Genomic DNA, 23170 nt, shown 5'->3' on the forward strand with positions numbered 1-23170 from the left:
CTTGTTAAGGACAGATTCATGGCGGCAGATCGCCCCCGAAAGCCGGAAAAGAAACAGCCGGAAGAAAGCACAGCTTCCGCCCCGGAACGCATTCAGAAGTTGCTGGCCAGAGCCGGTGTAGGGTCACGCCGGGAAGTCGAGGGCTGGATTGAGGCCGGGCGTCTGGTGGTTAATGGACAGCCGGTGGCACCAGGGCAGAAAGCGTCGGTCAGTGATCGTATTGAACTGGATGGCAAGCGACTTGATATCACTGCCGGTGCCGAAGTGCTCCGGCGTGTGCTGATTTACAACAAGCCGGAAGGTGAAGTGACCACACGACGGGACCCGGAAGGCCGCCCGACCGTTTTCGACAGCCTGCCAAGGCTTCGTGACCATCGCTGGATTGCGATCGGCCGCCTTGATATCAATACCACCGGACTGGTGCTGTTCACCACCGACGGCGAACTCGCAAACCGGTTGATGCACCCCTCTCGCCAGATTGATCGTGAATACGCGGTGAGGGTGTTTGGTGAGGTGGACGAAGCCATGATCAAGCGGCTTTCAGAGGGTGTCTTGCTGGATGATGGCATGGCGAAATTCTCCGACATCACGGAAGCCGGCGGCAAGGGGATCAACCAATGGTTCCACGTCACCCTGCTGGAAGGACGTAACCGGGAAGTTCGGCGGCTGTGGGAGTCCCAGGGCGTTCGTGTCAGTCGTCTCAAGCGGGTACGCTACGGGCCGATCTTCCTGCCCAGCCGACTGACGGTTGGCAAATGGGAAGAACTGGACCAGAAGGCGGTAGACTCACTCAGCAAGTCGGTGGATCTGAAGCCGGTTGAGATCCCAGCGAAAACGCCCTCTGAGCAGAAGATTCATGATCGACAGCGTCGGAAGCAGCCAAGTTCCGCACCGCGGAAATCCGGCAATCCCCGTTGGCAGGTTGATAGCTCAGGTCCTGATCAGAAACCGGCCCGCAAGCCGCCAACCCGCAAATCGCCGAAGCGATAATCAGTTTCCGATAACGGCGAAAACCCGGGTGCAGTTACGGCCATGGTCTTTCGCCCGATACAGGGCTTCGTCGGCGCGGGCCAGCCATTGATCAGCGCTTTCATCAGGAAGGCGCTGGGCAACACCACAACTGGTGGTGACCGACACATCGACATCACCACAGTTCACGGAAATGCTCCTGATATACTCGAGAATCCGGTCGGCAACGGCCCGGGCATGGCATTCGTCTGTATGAGGCAGGAGGATGGCAAATTCCTCACCGCCGAAGCGATAAACGCTGTCCGAATTCCGCACCGCCTTTTCCAGCTCAGCTGCTGCCAGCTTCAGGATGTGATCTCCCACTACGTGGCCGTGTTGATCGTTAACGTCCTTGAAGTGGTCCAGATCACACAGAATCAGTGAATAGGTATCTCCATGGCGGTCTCCAAGGGAGCATGCGCGCGCCAGAACCTCGTCCATGGCCCGCTTGTTGGGTACCCCGGTCAGGGAGTCTGTCAGTGCGGCCTGTTCGATGGCGATGAACTGGCAGGCATTGCGAACCGGGCAGATGGCCGCAGCCAGCATCAGTTCAATGCCCTCCAGTTCCTGTTCGGTAAATTTCTGGCGCCGGCTGAACGAGACGGTCCCGTAAAAACTACCCTCCAGGTTGAGCCGATAATCACAACGATGAGGCCCACCCATACCGGTGGCATACACAAATTCGCGGGCGGCTATCTGGTGCCGATAGTTCATGCAGTCGAAGGGCACCACAGAGCTGAGTTCTTCGGCCAGAATGGCCAGCTGGGTTTCCAGGTTGAGTGTTGTCGAAAGCCTGCGGGTCAGTCGGGTAAGAACGTCCGGGGACTCACTCCACTCCCGGTGAGCCTGCCTGAGCGCTGCCAGCTTCTGGGGTTGAGGTCCGGACTTGTTGATCCTGGGGATATTTTTCACTCTACGCGACCTGTTAAATAGATTTTTTCTACTCTAAGCAAATAATTGGCCAGTATAGTAATAAGCAATAAAAACAAACAGATGAAAATTAGTCATAACGTGATTTATAGATATTTTGGCGGTGAAAGTGAACAGTGTGTCAACAAACCGGCAGTGATTTGCCGGGGCAACCGGATCGTTAAAATGTCGGACAAGGGCCTTGGGCTTGCCTGTGCCTGTGGTAAACTTCTGCGCTTATTCTTTGCTGCCAGTAGCGAGTGAGCGACGAACTTTATGAGGTTTCAGGCCCCCGAAAGTCTTTCCGAGCAGATAGCCCAGCACATCGGGCAGCGAATTGTGACCGGTGATCTCAGGCCGGGCGAACGGATCCAGGAGCTCAAGGTAGCCGGAGAACTCAACGTCAGCCGCGGCTCTGTGCGCGAAGCCCTGTTAATTCTGCAGCGCCGCCATCTGGTGGAGATTTTCCCCCGCCGGGGCGCGGTGGTTTCCCGGTTGACCCCGGAACTGGTCAACAGCCTCTACGATATCTATATCGACCTGCTGTGCATGTTGGGGCGCAAGGTGCTTGAGCGCTGGTCCGGCCAGCAGTTGTCCGGCGTCATGGGACAGGTACGTGAACTCCAGGCAGTGATCGATGCGCTGAACTCCTCTGGCGGCGACGCGGCGGAGCAGGTGATAGACGCAGGGTTCGGGGTCATGCGATACGCCTACGGCCTGGTGGAAAATCCGTTCCTGGAAGAGACCCTGGAAAACTTCCGACCCGCCATCAGTCGTACCTATTTTGTCGCCCTCGAGAACTTCCGGGACGAGCTGGAGGAAACCGGTCGCTTTTTCAGGCTGCTTGCTGACGCCGCAGTCCGCGGTGATTCCCCCGGCCTGGAACAGGCAATCTGCGAATTTGGTGAGCATCAGCGCCAACAGGTATTGAGTATTCTCAGGGAAGAGGTGAGCACCTGACATGCGCCTGAAATCCATCAAACTGTCCGGTTTCAAGTCTTTCGTGGACCCGACCACGGTACCCTTTCCCTCCAACATGACCGCGGTCGTGGGCCCCAACGGCTGTGGCAAGTCCAATATCATTGATGCCGTGCGCTGGGTCATGGGTGAAAGTTCTGCCAAGTACCTCCGTGGTGAGTCCATGTCGGACGTCATTTTCAACGGCTCCAGTGCCCGCAAGCCCGTCGGCCAGGCGTCGATCGAGCTGGTCTTCGATAACAGCGACGGCTCCGCGCCCGGTGAATTCGTTCGCTTCAACGAAATCTCGGTCCGGCGCCGGGTCTCACGCGAAGGTCAGTCGGAATACTTCCTCAACGGCTCCAAATGCCGTCGCCGCGACATCACCGATCTGTTTCTGGGCACCGGCCTGGGTCCGCGCAGCTACGCCATCATCGAGCAGGGCATGATTTCCCGGCTGATTGAAGCGAAGCCTGAGGAACTGCGGGTGTATATCGAAGAGGCGGCGGGCATCTCCAAGTACAAGGAGCGCCGCAAGGAAACCGAGAGTCGCATACGCCGGACTCAGGAGAACCTCGAGCGCCTGACCGATCTGCGGGAAGAGCTGGGGCGCCAGTTGCAGCACTTGGAGCGACAGGCTCAGGCGGCCGAAAAGTACAAGGCCTACAAGCAGGAAGAGCGCCAGAAGAAAGCCGAGCTGACAGTGCTGCGTTGGCAGACCCTGGACAAGGACCTGCAAACCTGGCGCTCCCGCATCCGCGATACCGAACTGGAATTGGAAAAGCAACTATCTGAGCGTGTCGGTCTGGAAACCTCCCTGGAATCCCTGCGGGGAAGCCATCAGGAGCGGAACGAGCACTTCAACAGGGCCCAGGCCCGCTATTACGAAGCCGGTGCCGACATAGCCCGCATCGAACAGAGCCTGGAACACCAGCGTGAACGCAGCCGGCAGACGGCCGCAGAACTGGACCAGGCCATGGCCAACCAGCGCGAACTGGCCCGTGAGCTGGAGCAGGACCAGGAAAAGCTGTCCGGCATTCAGGCAGACCTGGATATGCTGGAGCCTGAGCAGGAGGCGTTGACGCTGAAATCCGAGGAGTCCGGCGAAAAGCTTCAGAGTGCCGAAGATGCCATGAGTGATTGGCAGCACAACTGGGAGGACTTCAGTGCCCGTTCGGCAGATTCCCGTCGGCAGGCGGAACTGGCGCAGTCCCGTATACGCTCTCTGGAAAACGCGATTGAACAACTACTGACCCGTCAGCAAAGACTCAAAGACGAGCAGGAGTTGCTTGAGAGCCAGCTTGACCGCGCTGAACTGGATGACTTCCTTGAACAGCAGGAAACCCTGGAATTGCAGCGGGAAGAAGCCTCGGAGCGAATCGAAACAGTTCAGGATGAGCTCCAGGAAGCGCGCCACCAGCAGCGGGATGCCGAACAGGCAACAACCGACGCTCGCCAACAGGTCCAGAGCCTGAGAGCATCACTGGAATCCCAGCAGGCATTGCTGGACGAACAGATGGGCGGCCACGACGATGCCCTGCAGGCGTGGCTGAATGAGCGGGGTCTGAGCAACAGCCCGCGGCTGGCCAGGCAGCTCCGGATCGAGGATGGCTGGGAATTTGCGGTAGAGCAGGTGATCGGCCGGTTCACCCAGGGGCTCAGCGTTCCGGGCCTGGGTTCCGTGCAATCGGAGATGGCCGCTGCCCCCCGTGGCTTGGCGTTGGTAAGCAGTGAATCAGGCAGTACCGGGCCATCAGAAGGGCTTGCCGGCAAAGTAACCGGTGCCGGTGGTATGGCGTCCGTGCTCGCGCTGGTGGAGACAGCGGAGACCATGGAGGAAGCCCTTGGTTGCCAAAGCACGCTGGCGCCGGGCAAGAGCATTATTACGCGCGAGGGCGCGTGGCTGTCGGCTGACTGGATCCTGATGCCGGATTCCGATGCCGCACAGGTTGGCGTGATTGAGCGCCAGAAAAAGGTCACCGCACTGGCAGAGGAGCTGGAGCAGGCAGAGGCTGCCCTGGAAATCGCGACGGATAATCTGGACCGCTTGCTGGAACGATCCGAGCGGGCGGAAGCTGCCAGGGACGAAGCCCAGGCCCGCCTCGCGGCTGCCGACCGGGAGCTGGCCACGCTGTCGTCAAAAATCAGTGGCCTGAAAGCCCGTGCGGAACAGATTGATGCCCGCCTGCAGCGCATCCGCGACGATCTTGCGGATGTGTCCATGAACCTGGAAGAGCAGCAGGAACAACTGCAGGAAACCCGGGAAGAATGGCAGCAGGCGCTCGCTTCCACAGAAGATTCTGACGAAGAGAAAGAGCGCTTGCTCGAACGCCGGGATCTGCTGCGCGAAAACCTGGACCGGCTGCGCCAGGAGGCCCGGCATGATCGCGACCATGCCCATCAGTTGCAGCTCCAGTTACAGTCCCTGAACAGCCAGCGAGACGGCCTGCACCAGACCATCGAGCGCACGCAGCTGCAGAAAGAGCGAATCGATGAACGTCTGGACATCCTTCGGGAAAGCCGCGAAAACGCGGAAGAGCCCATTGAAGACCTGCAGATGCAGCTGGAAGGGTTGCTGGACCGTCGTCTCGCTGAAGAGGAAAAACTGGGCGTCGCCCGGGATGCGCTTGAAGAAATCGATCAGGAGGTGCGTGAGAGGGAACAAAGACGCAGCCGCATAGAACATACCATCCAGGATGTCAGGGCCGATCTGGAAAAGCTGAAGATGGAGTCCCAGGCACTGGAAATCCGCGCCGGCAACCACCTGGAGCAGCTTGAAGAGCTGGATGTCCGCCTGCAGGAAGTCCTGTCGACCTTGCCGGAGGACGCCAGCGAGAAGGGTTGGGCCGAAGAGCTGGAAAAGCTTGCCTCACGGATTCAGCGCCTGGGCGCCATTAATCTGGCTGCCATCGAGGAGTACCAGGTACAGAGTGAACGCAAGACCTACCTGGACAGCCAGCACGAAGACCTGATGGAAGCCCTGGAAACACTGGACACGGCTATCCGCAAGATCGACCGGGAAACCCGTCAGCGCTTCAAGGAAACCTTTGATCAGGTGAACGGAGGCCTGCAGGCTCTGTTTCCGAAAGTATTCGGGGGCGGCAATGCCTATCTGGAGCTGACCGGTGAAGATCTGCTGGAAACCGGCGTGGCGATAATGGCCCGGCCGCCGGGCAAGAAAAACAGCACGATCCATCTGCTTTCCGGTGGTGAAAAGGCGCTGACGGCGATTGCGCTGGTGTTTTCGATTTTCCAGCTCAATCCGGCTCCGTTCTGTATGCTGGACGAGGTGGACGCGCCCCTGGACGACGCCAACGTGGGACGTTATGCCAACCTGGTGAAGGAAATGTCAAAACAGGTACAGTTCATCTACATTACCCACAACAAGATCGCCATGGAAATGGCCGATCAGTTAATGGGTGTTACCATGCATGAGCAGGGCTGTTCACGACTGGTATCGGTGGATGTGGAAGAGGCGACCGCATTGGTGGAAGCCTGACATCATGCCCGTCGGTCAATGTTCGTGCAAAGATGACAAAAACGCCATCTGGCCTGTGTTTGCGTTGTATTCATTACAGGCTTTTCTTAGAGTAGCAACGATATCTGATCTGCAAACAGGACAGCACCAATATGTCTCTTAGGGAATGGTTAATTGCCATCGGTATCCTGGTTATTCTGGGTATTGTGATTGACGGGTTACGCCGCATGCGGCGCGCCCGCAAGGAATCGATTGCCATTTCCTCCGGCATGGGGGCGGATGACCTTGACGACTCCCCGCTCGACAAGGACTTCAATCCCGAACTCCCCAATGGCGGGGCCCGTACCATTTCCCGCGATACCCTGGAAGAACGCGGCTATGTAAAACCGGAAAAAAGCCGTTTTGCGAAGCCGCAACAGAAGCCTACCCGCCCGATAGTTTCCAGCACCAGGGATGAGACGCAAGACGAAGCTGCGCCGGAAGAGACGGCGGAGGATTTTGCCGCCGGTGACACCGACAGCGGCTCGTTCCAGTCAGATACCGGGTGGGGTGCGGTCGACGATGAACCGGAAATGCCTGAAGCAGATGACGGTATTATCGGAGAACCCAGGGTTGTTGACAGAGACAGATCCGATGAGCCTCGGCAGCAGAGCAAAGATCAGGGCGAGTCCGTGCCCCCCATGGTGACTACCGAAGTGGAGGAGGATACTGCCCGTCGCGATCAGGCGGTCCGCAGCTCAGGTCAGCCATTGGCCGGCGCAAACCGCCCTGAAGCCCGGGAAGTGGTGGTCATCAATGTACTGGCGAAGAGCGAGCAGAATTTCACCGGAACCCGCCTCAAGGCACTGTTTGAGGCCTGTGGTCTTGAACACGGTGACATGGACATCTATCACCGGCACGAGCAGACCGACACAACCAGTCCTGTCCAGTTCAGCGTTGCCAGCGCCGTGGAGCCGGGCACCTTCAAGCCGGAAGACATGCCCGAGCTTTCCACGCCGGGCATCAGCTTTTTCATGAGTATGCCCGGACCGACCAACTCCATGCAGGCTTTCGAGTTCATGCTGGAAACCGCGCAGTGTGTGGTACGCAACCTGGGTGGCGAACTGAAAGATGAGCGGCGCAGCGTGATGACCCCGCAGACCATCGAGCACTGCCGTCAGCGCATTCGTGAATTTGAACGCAAGCAACGATCCCCCCGAAAATGACCAACGCCACCCCCGACGTGATCAGCCGGGCCGAAGAACTCCGGGACATCCTCACTGAACACAATTATCAGTATTATGTTCTGGATGATCCCCGGGTGCCGGACGCAGAGTACGATCGCCTGTTTCGCGAACTGCAGGAACTGGAAGCCCAACACCCGGATCTTGTTACCCCGGACTCACCCACACGTCGCGTGGGCGCACAGGGGGAAACCACCTTTGACGAGGTGGTGCACCGGATTCCGATGCTGTCCCTCGACAACGCATTCAGCGAAGAGGAACTGAGGGATTTCGACCGCCGGGTCAAAGACCGTCTGAAATCCACCGAAGACATCGAATACGTGTGCGAGCCAAAACTGGACGGCCTTGCGGTCAGTCTGCATTATGAATCCGGCATTCTTACCCGCGCTGCCACCCGGGGCGATGGCTACACCGGTGAGGACATTACCGCGAACATCCGGACCATTCCTTCGGTACCGTTGAAGCTCCGCGGCAAGTCGGTGCCGGAGCTTGTGGAGGTGCGCGGAGAGGTCTATATGCCCCTTGCAGGGTTTGAGTCCCTTAACAAACGGCTGGCCGACCGCGGCGAGAAAACCTTCGTGAACCCCCGCAATGCTGCGGCCGGCAGCCTGCGTCAGAAAAAGCCCTCGGTGACGGCACGCCGTCCACTGGAAATGTGCGCCTACAGCGTTGCGCTGGAGGATGAGAGCCGTTTACCGCCAACACACTGGGAGGGGCTGCAACAGGTAAAAACCTGGGGGTTCCGCATAAACCCGGAGATGCGCAAGGCCACAGGGGTAGAAGCCTGTCTGAAAGCCTATGACGATCTGATGGGCAAGCGCGCCAGCCTGCCTTATGAGATCGACGGGATTGTTTTCAAGGTAAACAGTCTGGCCCTGCAACAAGAGCTGGGCTTCGTGTCCCGTGCGCCGCGTTGGGCCATTGCCCACAAGTTTCCGGCCCAGGAAGAGCTCACTGTCATAGAAGACGTGGAGTTCCAGGTGGGGCGAACCGGTGCCATTACCCCGGTTGCCCGCCTTAAACCGGTGTTTGTAGGCGGTGTTACGGTCAGCAACGCCACGCTTCACAATATGGATGAGATCCGCCGACTGGATGCCCGCATTGGCGATACCGTATTTGTTCGCCGGGCTGGTGACGTGATTCCCCAGGTCGTGAAGGTGGTTCCCGAAAAGCGCCCGGACAACGCCCGGGTTGTCGAGCTGCCGCGATCCTGCCCGGTTTGCCAGTCCGATGTTGTGCAGATAGAGGGTGAGGCTGTGGCCCGCTGTTCCGGCGGGCTGTTCTGTCCGGCCCAGCGCAAGGAAGCCATTCGCCACTACGCCTCGCGCAAGGCACTGGATATCGAGGGCCTGGGCGACAAGTGGATAGACATTCTGGTGGACCGGGAGCTGGTGAATACCGTTGCCGACCTCTATCTGCTGAAGAAATCCGACCTGACTGGCCTGGACCGGATGGGGGAGAAGTCGGCCGGCAACCTGATCAGCGCTATCAATCGCTCCAGGCATCCGGTGTTGTGGAAGTTTGTTTATGCGCTCGGTATTCGGGAGGTTGGTGAGGCCACCGCCAAGGGCCTGGCCAGTCACTTTGGCACGCTTGAAGCCATCAGCGAGGCTGATGAGGAAACCTTGCAGTCCGTCCCCGATGTGGGCCCGATTGTCGCCGGCCATATCCGCAGTTTCTTTGATCAGCCCCACAATCAGGAAACCATTCAGGCGCTCAGAGACACCGGGGTAGAGTGGCAGAGCGAGGAAATAACCGCGGCCGAGAAACCCCTGAAAGGGGAAACCTGGGTGCTGACGGGCACGCTGTCTGGTATGACGCGGGATGAGGCCAAGGCCAGGCTCGAGTCGCTCGGTGCGAAAGTAGCCGGAAGTGTTTCCCGGAAAACCGCCTGTGTTGTCGCCGGTGAGGCGGCGGGGTCAAAGCTCACCAAGGCAGAGAGTCTGGAAGTGCCGGTCATGGACGAGCAGGCCTTTACCGACTTTCTTGCAACCCATGGCATCGAAGGCTGAAACCACGGTGTCCGCTATGATCAGACCGTGATCAGAATCTGAGAACTCGCGCAGATCCCACCTCCGGGAAATTGATTACCATGAGATTGTTCTGTAACGGTGTGTAAAGCACCCATAAAAACAATGCTCTGAAACGGACTTTTTCATGCGCGCCGATTCGTTACCCCGCTTTTCCCCCCGGGCAGGCTTTCTGGCCCTGTTGTCCCTGTTTGTCGTGGCCGTTGCCGGTTGTAAAACCGAACAGGATGCGGATGATCCGATCATTCTCGGCGTGCCACCAGCCGATGCCTACCTGGGTGTGGAGTACGCCTATAATTTTGGCGCCTTCGACAGCGATGACATACTCGATTACTCCCTCACCAATGCGCCCTCCTGGCTGGCTCTGGAAGATACCAGCAACAAGGCCCGGCAAGGTGTGATCATGCGGGGAGTTCCGGGGCTGACAGGTGGCAATCGCGAGCGCGATGACCTTGGCACTACGGAGAACATCACGCTTGTTGCCAACGATGGCCGGGCATCAGGATCACAGTCATTTGAAATAGAAGTGCAGGAAAATGTTCTGAGCCTGTCGGTGGAGGATTTCACCGAAGGTGAGGCAGCGGAGGTTCCCGAAGAAAGAGATAACCGCTGCGAAGCGCCGGAATTGGGTGAGACCGGCAGCCATACCTACGAGATCAATACCTATCGCGACGATGGTACTGTATCTGGAACCAAGCAGTTGACCAGGGATACCTACCCGGTACTGGTGCGTGTTCTGCTGGACCAGCCTTCGGTTACTCGCGTGGCGGTGGCTTTCGAGCTGGACTCCAGCTTCAATCCCCAACGCTGTGATGACGGCTTCGAGGCACCGCACCAACGTTGCGAAAATGGGGCTGCGAACGATAACGAAGCCATTATCGGTAAGGATATTGTCGGTCTGGGTAACGGCAGTGAAGCAGCAATGCCTGTGCCTTCGTATCTTGAGTACCAACCCGGGGATGAAGGCTTTCTGTCCAGGGGCGTGATTACCCTCGAACCGGGTATCACCGAGTGTTACATACGGCTTGAGGTAATCGAAGATACCGAGGCCGAGCCCCTCGAAACCCTGAACATGAGGCTGACCGAAGTGCGTTCCGGGCTGGCAGGGCTGGGCAGTTCCAATTCCGGGGTCAGGGAACTGCTTCGCATCAAGGACAATGAACCCGCTGTGCGCCTGGAAACTGTGGCCGGTGGTACCCGTGATGCTATTAACGTCGGGCAGACCCGTGAGTACCGTGCGCTCATCAGTGGGGAACGCCTGGGTACCTACAGCGTAAAACTGGGCGAGGACGATGATTCGCAAGCAGTGCTCGGAGAAGACTTTTTTATTGAGGTTCGTGACCTTTCTGGCGAGTGGGTCGAGAAGGACATTCTGGAGTTCGGCGTGCGCACGGATGAAGTCCGCTTTCGTATCAGGGTGCCGGAGACCTACACCAATGGCCAGCTCGAGAACGACCGTTTCATTTTGCTTGGCCTCGATGAACGCTACCAGGCCGGACGGGAAGACTTTGCCGCGTCTGCTGATGCTGACAAGTTGCGGGTCAATATCAATGAACTGACATCGCCGCTTGATGTCGGCACGGAAAATGGTTTTATTCCCACCGATACAGCGATCGGGCACAACGGCCGGCTTTTCGTGGCCGGTTATCGCGCCGACGATAGCAACCGGCCCTGGGTTCGAATCTACACCCAGAAGGGTGATATGACGGAGCAACAGCTATCTGTTGCCTCGGTGTCGGTGCAGGCGCCTCCGGTGATTGGCTTCGCGGAACGCGAGGTGGAAGAAGGCGGCGATGACGTTACCCGCTATGAGTTCGTGGTGTCGTTCGGCAGCGAGCAGACTGAATCCGGCGACCCCGGCGGCAATGGTATCGACGTTCATACCCAGCTGTATTTCTTTGATACGGCACAGGACCCGGACAGTTATGTACCGGTATGGGAGACGGTTACCGGAACCTCCGGTGATGATATCCCGCGGTGGACCGGGATCGATCGGGACACCGGCTTCGTTGTTAATGCCGGCGAGACCAGTGGCCAGTGGCCGGGCGAGTCTGCAGCCGGTGGCGTCGACAGCTTTATTCAGCGCATTGATACCGAAAAAGATGGCGATTTGTTGACTCCGAAAGAGGCCTGGACCAGACAGGTTGGTTCGGCTGGCCATGATGAAACCGTCGTTGGCGGCAGTGCCGAAACCAGCAGTCCGCTACTGCTGGGCAGCTCGGCCGGCGCGGTCATGGGGCAGCCCCAGAAAGGTGGCGAGGATGCTTTCTTTTACATTGCCAGCAGCGGGGACAGCGATATCACTGTGAATCAACGTGGCACCACAGGCAATGAAACGCTTGCCGATGGCATCTATGGCATCAATAACGTGTGGCTGGTTGGGAACAGTGATGGCGACTACCGGGTCGACTCGGATGAGGGTGACCACTCACTGGAGCGCAGCCAGCTAAACAGCCAGGCCGGATTTGTCCTGTCCTACACGGTTGTCGGGGATGTCACCCGGGGATTTACGTTCAACGACCAGGATGACGCTTCGAAGGAAGTTCTGAACGCGGTCATAACCTACGAAGAGGACATCCTGGTAGCGGGAAGCACCAACGGTGACTTCGTCGCCAGTGCGGGTAATAGCCTGGTTCAGCCGATTATCGCCCGGATCTCCCTCAGTGAAGAAAGCAGTGACGGAGAAGAAGACGGCGAGGAGACGGACAGCAGTCGCGAGTGGCGGAAGCAGGTGTCCGTTGGCAGCGAAGACGCCGGGATTGTCCGCCTCGAAAACTACCGGGACGATGAAATAATAGCGCTCGTCAAAGTATCCGGCGCGACCTCAGACCGCTGGGAAGTGCGACTGTTTACGGGGGAAGGGCGCTCACTGCACTGAGGGATTGTCAGGCTGCCTCCCTACACGCTGCCCTCGTGCCTGCCTGCGCTGGCGTAAAGCCGGAGATAATCAGTACTCGTTACGATGCCGGAAGGCTGGCCGGTTTCATCGATGACCAGTGCAGCATTGAGCTGGTGGGCGAGCATCAGCCTGGCCAGCTGATGTGCATCGGTTTCCGGAGAGGCGGTCAGGAACGCGGGTAACTCGATATTCAAAAAACCGGAACCCAGAGCATTGGCGCCGGATTGGTGCAGCCAGGCCAGCAGCCATCTCAGATCCACAAGCCCTGCCACGTTGCCCTCGGCGGAAATGACAATGTGATGGATACCGTTTTCTTCCATGGTATCCAGTGCGTCGGCCACAGTGGCAGTGGCAGGCAACGAAAACAGAGCCGGTGTGCAGATCTGGGAAACCGGCAGATACGCTCGCCGTTCTTTGGGCTCCCCGGCTGCGGCAGCACCGTATTCCTCAAGCGCACGATGACGGCCGGACCTGGCTGCCAGCTGAAACTCGGCATCGGTCGTGTCGCTGTGGCTGATATCGATGTTGTGGGATTCCGTCAGTTCTGTGACGTTGTCCACGCGGCGGCCCCGAAATACCTCCGGAAGGCGTGTACCGATCGGGCGGCCGGGCTCACTGACATGAATGGACATAATGCTGTGCTCCGGTAATAACAGGGCCTTTTCAGGTTATCGGCCGGATGTTGGATTCCTTCAGGCGCTAATAGTTTCCGATTGCGGTATTTCCCGCTTGTGGCAGCGTTGGGTCGCCACCCGCCGGGCCAGGGAAGCTGGAAGGCACTGTGGCTGGTCGGTGATCCGGTCGGCCAGATACTCCGCCAGCAGTGGCGCGTAGCTAAGCCCTTTGCTGCCCAGCCCGGTAAACAGGTCAATGCCTTCAAGGGGGCGGCCTGCCGGGTCTGTAAGGGGACCGGCAACCGGCTGGTAATCGTGGGTTGTGCAGCGAAATCCCACTTTTCCCTCAAGCAGGGCCGGGTCTGGCTGCTCTGCCGCGCTGTTGAGTGCAGCAGGCACCATGGACGTCAGCATCGAGAGATTTTCGCGGTGGCTTTCAGCAGAAAGCGCCGGCGAGTGATCGTGAAGATCGAAACTTGCGCCTGTCAGCGCTATACCCTTGTAAGCAGGATTGATGTATCCCGGCCCGCAGAGCACTACGGCGGGGTTGTTAAGTGAGGATGCCGGTAAATGGGAAACCTGGCCACGAATGGTCCGGAAGCGGAATTCGTTGCGCAGCGGTATCAAGTTCGGGCTGAGGTGTCCGGCACAGATCACCACCCGGTCGGCAACCACATCCTGCTCACCGTTTCCTGCGATGTGCCACTTGCCATTGCAGGGAGTCAGCCGGTGCACATCAAAGCCGAAACAGTGGTGTATCCGTGGGTGGCTTGCCAGCGAGCGGCACAGCCTGCCTGGCTCCAGCCAGCCACTGTGGGGAAACCAGAGGCCTCCGCTTTGAAGCGGGATGCCGGCTAATCGGGTGGCCTCAGTGGCATCGACGGAGCGGAGTACAGCCGATGGGTAATCGTTGCGTGCAGTGAATCGGGCCTGTCGGTCGGCTTCCACGTCGCTGTAGGCCAGCTGGATAAGGCCGGTCGGATGCCAGCAATCGCTGCCGGATTGAGCGTAATAGCGCTGACTGAACAGCAATGAACTCAGTCCAAGTTTTGCCTGATCGTTGAACTCCACGCCGAGCTTCACGTACAGGGCGCCCTGGTAGTTGCCGGATGCGGCTGTTCCCGCGTCCGATGCCTTGTCTATCAGTGTCACCTCAAGGCCACGCTCGGCGAGGTTGCGAGCCAGCAGGCTACCGGCTACGCCTGCGCCTATGATGGCGATGGAGCGGGGGGATGTGGTGCACTCCCGGGCAGGCACGTCCGGGGCCATGGGAAGCTCTCCGGCGAGCATCTCCGGCCTGCTGGCGAATCCGGGTGTTTCCCATAACGAGAATCCGGCGTTCACCAGCAGCCTGCGCACGTCGCCCGCCGAAGTGGCAGTGGCGATCGTGGTGCCAGGGCGGCTGTGCTTTCTCAGTGCTGTGATCGCCGCTTCGTCCCACATGCGGGGATTTCCGGCCGGGGCGAAGCCATCGAGAAACCAGGCATCCGCCTGGAAGTCGAGTTCGCGCCAGGCTTCCAGCACATCGCCGAAAAACAGTGTCAGCCGGATGCGCCCGCCGGCGAGTACCAGGCGATGAGTGCCCTGGACCGGTGGGGGATAGTGTTCCAGCAGTTCAGCTGCGTAGTTTTCGAGCTCCGGCCACAAGGAAAGGGCCTGGCTGAGATCGTTGCGGTCAAGAGGGTAACGTTCAGCGGAAATAAAGTGCAGGCAGGCGTTGTCGCCGGGGTTCCATGCTTCCCAGGTCTGCCAGGCGGCCAGAAAATTCAGCCCGGTGCCAAAACCCGTTTCGGCGATAACAAAGGCGCTGCCGGCCGGAACCCTGGAAAACCTGTCAGCCAGGCGGTTGTGGCCAATAAAGCCGTGACGGACTTCTTCAAGACTGTCATCACGGCTGAAATAGACATCGGCAAACCGTGTGGAGCAGGGAACACCGTCACGCCACTCGATGTTGGCGGTTTCAATGGAGGGGGGCCTGATATCCATGGTCACTGTCTTGTCACCGTTTTGTCACTCTCTTGCAGCTTTCTCGCTGCTCTCTCACTATTCTGTAGCGCTGTCCGCTTTTCTCTGGGACACGCTGTGAATAACGATGGGTTCGTTTGGCACATCGGCCATGCCACGAGACTGGCCGGTTTGTTTGCCGGCGATGGCATCTACAACGCCCATGCCGCCGGTGACCTTGCCAAACACGGCATAGCCCGGGCCGCGAACACCGGCATCCAGAAAGCTGTTGTCGGTCAGGTTGATGAAGAACTGTGACGTAGCGGAATCCGGCGAGCTGGTGCGGGCCATGGCAATGGTGCCGCGCAGGTTTTTGGCCGTTGGTTTGGCCTCGTTGCGCACCGGATCGCCGGTCTCCTTGCGGCTGAGGTTTTCGTCAAAGCCGCCACCCTGGATCATGAAGCCAGGAATAACCCGGTGGAAGATGGTGCCTTCGTAGAACCCGTTCTGGACGTAGGTAAGGAAATTCTCAACGGTTGCCGGTGCGATGTCCGGGCGCAGCGTTACTTCAATCACGCCCTCGCTGGTTTCAATGATCACCTGCGGCAGTTCATTCTGGCGCTCCTGGGCAGACAGTGATGAGGCAATGCCCAGCAACAGGGTTACACAGAGAACGATCTGCATCACATATCGAAACGGTTTAACGGGATTTGTCATTCTATAATGGCTCACGTGTCAGCTCCGGGTTCGTTTGCTGCCATACTCTGATGACCGCTGTCTGAGGGCGGATATTAGCAGATATCGGCGGTCAGGTCGGCCAGAAACCATGTGGAGTTTATGAGTATAAAGTAACCTTTTACCACGTCAGCGGCGCTGATGTGTCCAGACCGGGCCGGGTTGTACGGCAATCACAGTGAGTACAGGGAGGCATACCGTGAAAATCCGTCAGGGTTTTGAAGAGAAATCCCGCCTTGGCCGGTTGCTGATCAACCGGGGCTATCTTTCCGAAAGTCAGCTGGAGGAAGGTCTGCGGCTCCAGCATGAAACCGGCCAGCGATTGGGTGAAGTGTTCGTCCAGTCCGGCTGGATCACCGAGCGTGAGCTGCACCGGGTTCTGAAGCACCAGTCGCGGTACCGCAACGCTGCTGCACTGGTCACCATGGCCGTTCTGCCATTCCAGCCTCTGGTGAGCTTTGCCGCTGGCAATAATGCGGGTGAATCCCGGGATCTTTCTGAAGCCGGCCAGCTTTACGAGCGGTCCGGGTTTGCGCCGATTAATGATAACGAGCTGGCCGGGGTTACGGGGCAGGGGGATCCGTCCTTACTGGACCGGGTTGCCACAGTGTCGGCCATGGCCGGGTTAAGTGATGATCAGGGTAATGCCGGAGAGGTTGAGCCTGATGTGATCGAGGGGTTGAAGCTGACCGCCAACCTGTTTGTGCCGGTGCTGAATTTTCTGGATTCGGATCTGACTATTACCGGTGTGCACTATCGAGACGATGAACCGCGCTATGAAGTGCTGGCAAGTGGCGGCCTGCGCATGGCCCTTCCGGAGCGGATCGAACAGATCCGCATGGACAATATCCGTGTCAGTGGAACCCAGGGACCGTCCATGGGCAATATCGCCATCGACAACATCCGTTTTCACCCGGACTCACAGATGACCATCTATACCCGCTAATGCCAGCGGGTTGGATGGTCATGCAGGATCAGGCACTGGCAAGAATAGTGCTGCAGGAAACCGCCTTCTGTTCGCCCTGGGCTCCGTAGAGCTTCTGGTGTCCGGTAACACCACGGAATATATCAGTCAGGCGGGAAAGGCGCTTCTGGAGATGGCTGATAACTCTGCCATTGGTCTGGTTCATTTCCTGACAGCTTCGCAGGCGACGGTCAGCGTCCTCCCACAGTTCGAGCAGGTCGGGTAGCCCCGCGCTGCGTATGAACCGCGAAGGTTCGCCACTTTCGGGGCGAAAGCCCATGGCAACCAACAAGCGGATTTTGCGTTTTGCACTTTCCCGGATCTGTTCCAGCAACCTGTTCTTCTCGCCGGTCAGCGATTCAAGCTGGCGGATGTCAGAGCCGGACAGGCAGGTTTTTTCCTGGTTGAGTACATCCGCCAGTGATTCCAGTTGGCGGATATCGTCAGCAAGAAGATCTTTCAGTTCATCGATTGCGGCCATGATTTACTCACCCGAAAATGCTTTCATCCATCTCAAGCATTTTCTGGGCCAGTTTCTCGGCATCAATCTTGTAGGAGCCGTCTTCCAGGGCAGAGCGGATCTGTTCGATGCGATCATCGTCCATTTCCGGGTAGCTGCCCAGTTTCTGTTCAAGCTGCTTCAGGTCTTTTGCCTGGCTGCTCAAATTAACATTCTCTCCCCGGGCACCCTGTGCCTGAGCTTTTGCCTGCTCCCCTGTGGAGGGCTGGGCAGGCTGGGCACCGGAGGATTTGTCGGCCGTGGTTTTCTGGGTGTTGACCTGGCCTGGGCCTATTCCATTGAAGTCAACTGACATAACGTTACCTGCTTAGCTGATCAGCCGCAGTGGGCGGCTCCACGAGTTTCATACCTGTCTATCGGCATGCCTTTACATTTCTTTAGCAAATTTTTACACAGTGGACATTACAAGTCAGTCATCTGCCCCGTTTGCGGCAAATGTTTGCCGGCCATGCGGCCACCGAGTGCCGTGGCAGCGGGCCTTACATGGGGATTTCGACGCGGCCCGGTGCCGTCACACGGGCACGGACGGTGCGGGATGAAGACAGGTTTTCCACCAGAACCTGTTCGCCGATGCCACCACTGGCCAGGGCTTTTCCGCGGGAGTTAACCGAGAAGTTTCCGCTGCGGGCGCTGATAATAACATGATCGCCCCGTTCTATTGCCGCAGGGGTCAGCAGCAGATCGGGGGTGAATACGGTACCAGCGTTAACCCCCCGTCGCATTTCCATCCCGATCAGTTGATCCTCGCTGGTGATGGCGCCGCGCCGGATCGAGTTCACGACCACCGAGTCGGTGCGTAACGCGCTCTCGGTCAGTCTCTCCCCCCGGCCAAGCGTGCGGGACGCCACCAGGGCATTACCGGTGATAGTGACGGACACCGGCAGGAACATACGCCAGGGCCGGTCGCCTTCACAGGAAACCAGCAGAGACGGTTGCGTGGTCTTCCAGGGATCGCCGCTGAAAGATACGTCCAGTGGCGTGTCGCAGGTAGCGAGGGAAAGGCGGGCGTCCGGTTTGCCGCTATCGTGGGTCACAGAGAAGCCTTCACCCGCCTGCTTTTCGGCAAACGCCTCCAGGAACTGCCCGGCTGCTGAATAGATTTGCTCCGCTGTGGTATTGGAGGCCATCACGGTCTCTGCATTGGCAGACATTAGCAGAGCGGTAACGAAAATGGTGATGCGCATACGCTGCAGATTGTCCTATGCTGTCAATAATCGGGTAAGGGCTGGAAAATCGGCAAATTCCTAATGATTTCCGATTCCGGCCGTTAAGCCCATTCAGGAGTCAATAAACCGGCACATTAGCCGTGCCGGGTGACGTATTACAGCTACGCAGCAAGATGCGTGCCGGCAGCAAGTCGTTGCGTGCAGGAGAACAGACAATGGCAGGGGTATTGGACAGTGTTAATCAGCGTACGCAGCTGGTGGGACAAAACCGCCTGGAACTTCTGCTGTTCCGGCTTCGTGACCAGCAGATGTATGGCATCAACGTGTTCAAGGTCAAGGAAGTTCTTCAGTGCCCGAAGCTGTCGTCCCTTCCGAACAGCCGGCCCATGGTGTGTGGTGTCGCACACATCCGGGGTGAGACGATCCCGATCATTGATCTTGCCATGTCGATACGGCTCCCGGGCATTCCCCGGGAAGAGTTGGCAAACTGCTTTGTGATCATTACCGAGTACAACCGCAAGACCCAGGGGTTCCTGGTCGGCGGTGTCGATCGCATCGTGAACATGAACTGGGAAGACATACTTCCGCCGCCCAAGGGAGCCGGGAAGGACGGCTACCTTACGGCGGTGACCCGTATTGATGACAGAATTGTCGAGATCATCGATGTGGAGAAAATCCTTTCCGAGGTTTCACCGCTCGAACAGGACGTGGGCGAGGACATACGCACCAGGAGTGCAGAGCGTGCACCGGGCCACCTGCCGGTATTGGTGGTAGATGATTCCTCCGTTGCCAGACGACAGATTGAACGATGCCTGACCGCCATTGGCATGGAAGTCGTTACCAGGAACGATGGCAAGCAGGCTTACGACTACCTTAAGGAAATCACAGCCGACGGGTCCCGTGCGGCAGACCACCTGTCACTGATTATCTCGGATGTCGAAATGCCGGAAATGGATGGGTACACTCTGGTTACCAGGTGCAAGAATGAGCCTGCCATCAGGGATGTGTATATCATGCTGCATACTTCTCTCAGTGGCGTCTTCAACAAAGCCATGGTGCAGAAAGTAGGTGCGGATGATTTCATGGCCAAGTTCAGTCCCGATGAGCTGGCAGAAAGAGTCATGGAGATAATCGACCGAGAGCAGTGACGTTGCTGTCGCTTCCGACTCACCCAATACTGAGATCCAATGAAAGCTGAAATAACGCCACAGGAATACGAGGCCTTCAAAACATTCCTGCAGGATGCGTGTGGCATTTTGCTCGGGGAGAACAAGCAGTACCTTGTCAAAAGCCGCCTGCGCCGAATCATGGAAGAGAACAAGCTGAACACCCTGGGTGAGCTGCTGGAGCGGGTGAAGCGCTCCGGCCGGAGCAGTCTGAAAGAAGTGGTTATCGATGCGATGACCACCAACGAAACCCTGTGGTTCCGTGACAATCACCCGTTCCGTATCCTGCAGGAAAAACTGCTGCCGGAATTCGGTGACCGGAAGGGGACACAGTCCCTGCGTATCTGGTCCGCGGCCTGTTCGACCGGCCAGGAGCCTTATTCCGTGGCCATGATCACTGAAGAGTTCCGGCGCCAGCGGCCGGGTAAACTACGGGATGTGAAAATCACCGCCACCGATATCTCCAAAAGCGTGCTGGAAGTGGCTCGCCGTGGCGAGTACGAGATGATTGCCATTGGCCGCGGCCTTTCACCCGAACGGCAAAAGCAGTTCTTTACCCCGGCCATGAACGGCAGTTGGCAGATCCGGCCGCAAATCAAAAGCATGGTCGAGTTCCGGGAACTGAACCTGCTTGAGCGCTACATGCTTGGCAAGTTCGATATCGTGATGTGCCGAAACGTGCTGATCTACTTTTCGGCAGAATTGAAAAAAGACATTCTGACCCGTATTCATGCCACCCTCAATCCCGGGGGCTACCTGATACTGGGAGCGTCGGAATCGCTGAACGGGCTGCCTCACCTCTATGAAATGGTGCAGTGCCACCCCGGGATCATCTACCGGAAGAAATAGGTCCGTCCTATGCCCCTCAATGTATGGATACTGGTCGCCGCCCAGGCGCTTGCCATGTGCACAGCGCCTTTCATTGTTTTTATCGGAAGTATTCACGGCCGCCTGCTGGCACCCTCACCGGAACTGGCGACTCTGCCGGTGGGGCTGGTGGTTGTGGGCACGGTGCTGGCAATCAAACCCGCTACCTGGTTGATGGAACGTATCGGGCGCAAGCCGGTGATGCTGCTGGGCACCCTGGCCGGAACCCTGGCGGGCAGCCTCGGTGCTCTGGCAGCCTGGACAGCCAGTTTTCCGTTGCTGTGTGTGGCGGCCGTGGTGGGCGGAACGGGCCTGGCCGTGGTGCATCAGTATCGTTTTGCAGCCATGGAATCGGTGTCCTCCGACATGGCGGGTTCCGCTGCAGCCAGAGTGCTGCTGGGCGGGTTGGTAGCGGCCTGGCTGGGACCTGAAATTGCGCTGGCCGGTGGTGGCGGGCAGGCGCAATACCCCTTCATGGGCGGATGGCTTGCCCTGGGTGCGGTTCAGGTGCTGGCCATGGTCGTACTGACGTTCGGCTATCGTGCCAGTGGAGAACATGTGCGTGGGGCCGCAGTCGGTGGCGGTCGCCCCATGACCGCCATTCTGAAGCAGCCCGTCATCTGGGCTGCGATCAGTGCCGCTGCGGTTGGTTACGCGATCATGAGCTTTATCATGACAGCAACTCCCTTGAGTATGACTGACATAGCCAGTCATCCGCTTGAGGATGCCAAACGGGTTATCCAGCTTCACATCATGGCCATGTACCTGCCATCGCTTATCAGCGGCTGGCTGATCCGGGTTGTGGGGATTCCACGGATGATGGGGCTGGGGTTACTGGCGTATCTCGGATGTGTGGTGCTGGCCTTCAGCGGGATCACGTTCCATCATTACCTGTCGGCTTTGATTCTGCTCGGTATTGGCTGGAATTTCCTGTTTGTGGGTGGCACCACGTTACTGCCGCAGGGGTATCAGGATGAAGAGCGTTTCCGGGTGCAGGGGCTGAATGACCTGGTGGTGTTCGGTTCACAGGCAACGGCGGCAATGAGTGCCGGTGCGGTATTGGCGGCGTTCCACTGGACCGGCCTGTTACTGATTGCCGTGCCCTTCCTGGTACTCCATGGCGTACTGATGGCAATCTGGCTGATGGGCCGTCGGGCACCGACCGGGTTGCCAGAATAGCAGGGAAGGGGGCGCCGACGCTCGGTCAGAGCGCCAGCACCCGCTGGCGATCAAACCAGGTTGTAGATGAACACGATGGCCACGGCGATCGGTGTGAAATACCGCAACACCCGATACCAGACGGTAAAGGCCCCCGGTGACATGGACAGTTCCTCCTCCAGGGCATTGCGGGACAGGAACCAGCCGACAAATACCGCTACCAGCAGTCCGCCTAGCGGCAACAGGATGCTGGCGGTAAGGAAGTCCAGCAGATCGAAGATGGTCTTACCTTCGAACATTGCGAACATGCCCAGTGGTGTCACATCAGACCACAGGTTCAGCGACAGTATCGAGGCGATGCCCAGCAGCCAGCAGGCGATGCCCGCGCCAAGCGTGCTGAGGGTACGGTTCATGCCTTTCTGTTCCTCGAGCCATTCCACCAGCGGTTCCAGCAACGAAATACCGGACGTCCAGGCGGCGAAAATCAGCAACACGAAAAACAGCGTGCCAAACAGGCTGCCCATGGGCATCTGGCCGAACGCCAGCGGCAGGGTCTGGAAGATCAGCCCCGGGCCCGCTCCCGGCTCAAGACCGTTGGCGAAGACAATCGGGAAAATCGCCAGTCCCGCCAGCAGAGCCACCATGGTGTCCATCACCGAGACAGCGACAGAGGTTTTGGCGATGGAGATGTTTTTCGGCAGGTAAGAGCCGTAAGCCATCATGATGCCCATGCCCAGGCTGAGTGTGAAAAAGGCATGACCCAGGGCCACGAGGACACCGGAGGTGGTAAGTTTGGAGAAGTCCGGCTGGAACAGGAAGCTTACCGCCTGGCCGAAATGGCCGGTGGTCATGGCGTAGCCGACAACGATGAGCAGCAGCACGAACAGCGCCGGCATCAGGATACTCACGGCCCGCTCCAGCCCGGAACGAACCCCGCGGGCAACCACCACCATGACCAGTGCCATGAACAGGGTGTGCCACATCAGCAGCTTCATGGGGTCGCCCAGCAGTCCCGTGAAGATCGCACCGATGGATTCGGCACTCTGGCCCGCGAGTTGCCCGGTGGCGGCGGTGCCCACATAGGAGATGGCCCAGCCACCAATCACCGAATAAAACGACAGGATCAGGAACCCGGCCAATACGCCGATGGCGGCCACCCAGCTCCACGCCGGCTTCAGGCCCTCCTGGCTGGTGATCGCCCGCATGCTGTTGACGGGGCTGTGGCCACCACGGCGGCCGATCAGAACCTCGGCCATCATGATCGGCACGCCAACGGCGGCGATGCACAGCAGGTAAACAAGAACAAAGGCGCCACCACCGTTCTCACCGGTGATGTAGGGGAACTTCCAGATATTGCCAAGGCCTACCGCAGAACCGGTGGCCGCCAGAATAAAGGCAAGGCGCGAAGACCAGAGCCCACGCGCAGCTGCCGCCTTGTCCATGGCACCGCCCGTGGCGGAGGAAGAAGCATTACTCATTGTATTCTCCTGTTTACTGTTTTTGTTTTCGGGGGGAATGAGAGATAGCAGCGT

18 protein-coding genes are annotated in these 23170 nt (G+C 58.4%); 10 read left to right on the forward strand and 8 right to left on the reverse strand.

Annotation, left to right across the window (positions count from 1 at the left end; genetic code table 11):
- The first annotated feature begins 18 nt into the window (after positions 1-18).
- Positions 19-990: a 23S rRNA pseudouridine(2605) synthase RluB gene (gene rluB / locus QPL94_RS17365; RefSeq protein ID WP_285359098.1), complete on the forward strand. Its 972-nt coding sequence runs from the start codon at positions 19-21 to the stop codon at positions 988-990.
- Here the strand turns inward: rluB and QPL94_RS17370 are convergent, their stop codons facing one another.
- Complete coding sequence (locus QPL94_RS17370; RefSeq protein ID WP_285359100.1) at positions 991-1920, reverse strand: GGDEF domain-containing protein; 930 nt, start codon at positions 1918-1920, stop codon at positions 991-993.
- A gap of 273 nt (positions 1921-2193) precedes the next feature.
- Here QPL94_RS17370 and QPL94_RS17375 point away from each other — a divergent pair, with 273 nt between their 5' ends.
- The 5 genes from QPL94_RS17375 (at position 2194) to QPL94_RS17395 (ending at position 12483) form a co-directional block, all read left to right on the forward strand.
- The gene (locus tag QPL94_RS17375) at positions 2194-2877 is read left to right on the forward strand and encodes a GntR family transcriptional regulator (protein WP_285359102.1); all 684 of its coding nucleotides are present in this window, start codon (positions 2194-2196) and stop codon (positions 2875-2877) included.
- Between the two features lies 1 nt (position 2878).
- A complete protein-coding gene (gene smc / locus QPL94_RS17380) occupies positions 2879-6373 on the forward strand; it encodes a chromosome segregation protein SMC (protein ID WP_285359104.1) in 3495 nt (1164 codons plus the stop codon).
- Between the two features lie 131 nt (positions 6374-6504).
- Complete coding sequence (zipA, locus tag QPL94_RS17385; RefSeq protein ID WP_285359105.1) at positions 6505-7557, forward strand: cell division protein ZipA; 1053 nt, start codon at positions 6505-6507, stop codon at positions 7555-7557.
- Positions 7554-9587 carry an NAD-dependent DNA ligase LigA gene (ligA, locus tag QPL94_RS17390; RefSeq protein WP_285359107.1) on the forward strand — a complete coding sequence of 678 codons (2034 nt, stop codon included), beginning with the start codon at positions 7554-7556 and terminating at the stop codon, positions 9585-9587. The genes zipA and ligA overlap by 4 nt, the downstream gene beginning before the upstream one ends.
- Positions 9588-9732: 145 nt before the next feature.
- The gene (locus tag QPL94_RS17395; protein WP_285359108.1) at positions 9733-12483 is read left to right on the forward strand and encodes a hypothetical protein; all 2751 of its coding nucleotides are present in this window, start codon (positions 9733-9735) and stop codon (positions 12481-12483) included.
- Between the two features lie 20 nt (positions 12484-12503).
- Here the strand turns inward: QPL94_RS17395 and QPL94_RS17400 are convergent, their stop codons facing one another.
- The 3 genes from QPL94_RS17400 to QPL94_RS17410 are packed head-to-tail and all read right to left on the reverse strand — an operon-like array spanning position 12504 to position 15779.
- Entirely contained in the window at positions 12504-13136 is a 633-nt protein-coding gene (locus QPL94_RS17400; RefSeq protein WP_285359110.1) for a CBS domain-containing protein, read from the reverse strand.
- A gap of 60 nt (positions 13137-13196) precedes the next feature.
- Positions 13197-15110, reverse strand: coding sequence for a bifunctional tRNA (5-methylaminomethyl-2-thiouridine)(34)-methyltransferase MnmC2/FAD-dependent 5-carboxymethylaminomethyl-2-thiouridine(34) oxidoreductase MnmC1 (mnmC, locus tag QPL94_RS17405; protein ID WP_502881557.1), 1914 nt, complete (start codon positions 15108-15110; stop codon positions 13197-13199).
- Between the two features lie 51 nt (positions 15111-15161).
- Entirely contained in the window at positions 15162-15779 is a 618-nt protein-coding gene (locus tag QPL94_RS17410) for a peptidylprolyl isomerase (RefSeq protein ID WP_502881558.1), read from the reverse strand.
- A 217-nt stretch (positions 15780-15996) separates the two neighbouring features.
- Here QPL94_RS17410 and QPL94_RS17415 point away from each other — a divergent pair, with 217 nt between their 5' ends.
- Complete coding sequence (locus QPL94_RS17415) at positions 15997-16743, forward strand: cyclic di-GMP-binding domain-containing protein, MshE-related (protein ID WP_285359114.1); 747 nt, start codon at positions 15997-15999, stop codon at positions 16741-16743.
- Positions 16744-16771: 28 nt separating this feature from the next.
- Here QPL94_RS17415 and QPL94_RS17420 read toward each other — a convergent pair whose 3' ends face one another.
- From QPL94_RS17420 to flgA, 3 genes are all read right to left on the reverse strand, one after another.
- Positions 16772-17242, reverse strand: a complete 471-nt coding sequence (locus QPL94_RS17420) for a flagella synthesis protein FlgN (protein WP_285359115.1) — start codon at positions 17240-17242, stop codon at positions 16772-16774.
- 7 nt (positions 17243-17249) lie between these two features.
- Entirely contained in the window at positions 17250-17576 is a 327-nt protein-coding gene (gene flgM / locus QPL94_RS17425) for a flagellar biosynthesis anti-sigma factor FlgM (RefSeq protein ID WP_285359117.1), read from the reverse strand.
- A 184-nt stretch (positions 17577-17760) separates the two neighbouring features.
- Positions 17761-18465, reverse strand: coding sequence for a flagellar basal body P-ring formation chaperone FlgA (gene flgA, locus QPL94_RS17430; RefSeq protein WP_285359119.1), 705 nt, complete (start codon positions 18463-18465; stop codon positions 17761-17763).
- Positions 18466-18662: 197 nt separating this feature from the next.
- Between flgA and QPL94_RS17435 the strand changes: the two genes are divergently transcribed.
- From QPL94_RS17435 to QPL94_RS17445, 3 genes are read left to right on the forward strand one after another with little or no spacing between them, the layout of a single operon-like run.
- Positions 18663-19595 (forward strand): chemotaxis protein CheV, encoded by a 933-nt coding sequence (locus QPL94_RS17435; protein ID WP_285359121.1) that lies wholly within the window; start codon positions 18663-18665, stop codon positions 19593-19595.
- Positions 19596-19634: 39 nt separating this feature from the next.
- Positions 19635-20462, forward strand: a complete 828-nt coding sequence (locus QPL94_RS17440) for a CheR family methyltransferase (protein ID WP_285359122.1) — start codon at positions 19635-19637, stop codon at positions 20460-20462.
- Positions 20463-20471: 9 nt separating this feature from the next.
- Positions 20472-21659: an MFS transporter gene (locus tag QPL94_RS17445; RefSeq protein ID WP_285359124.1), complete on the forward strand. Its 1188-nt coding sequence runs from the start codon at positions 20472-20474 to the stop codon at positions 21657-21659.
- 50 nt (positions 21660-21709) lie between these two features.
- Here QPL94_RS17445 and QPL94_RS17450 read toward each other — a convergent pair whose 3' ends face one another.
- Positions 21710-23116 carry a sodium-dependent transporter gene (locus QPL94_RS17450; RefSeq protein ID WP_285359126.1) on the reverse strand — a complete coding sequence of 469 codons (1407 nt, stop codon included), beginning with the start codon at positions 23114-23116 and terminating at the stop codon, positions 21710-21712.
- Positions 23117-23170: the final 54 nt, after the last annotated feature.

Source organism: Marinobacter sp. SS13-12 (assembly GCF_030227115.1).
Lineage (GTDB): Bacteria > Pseudomonadota > Gammaproteobacteria > Pseudomonadales > Oleiphilaceae > Marinobacter.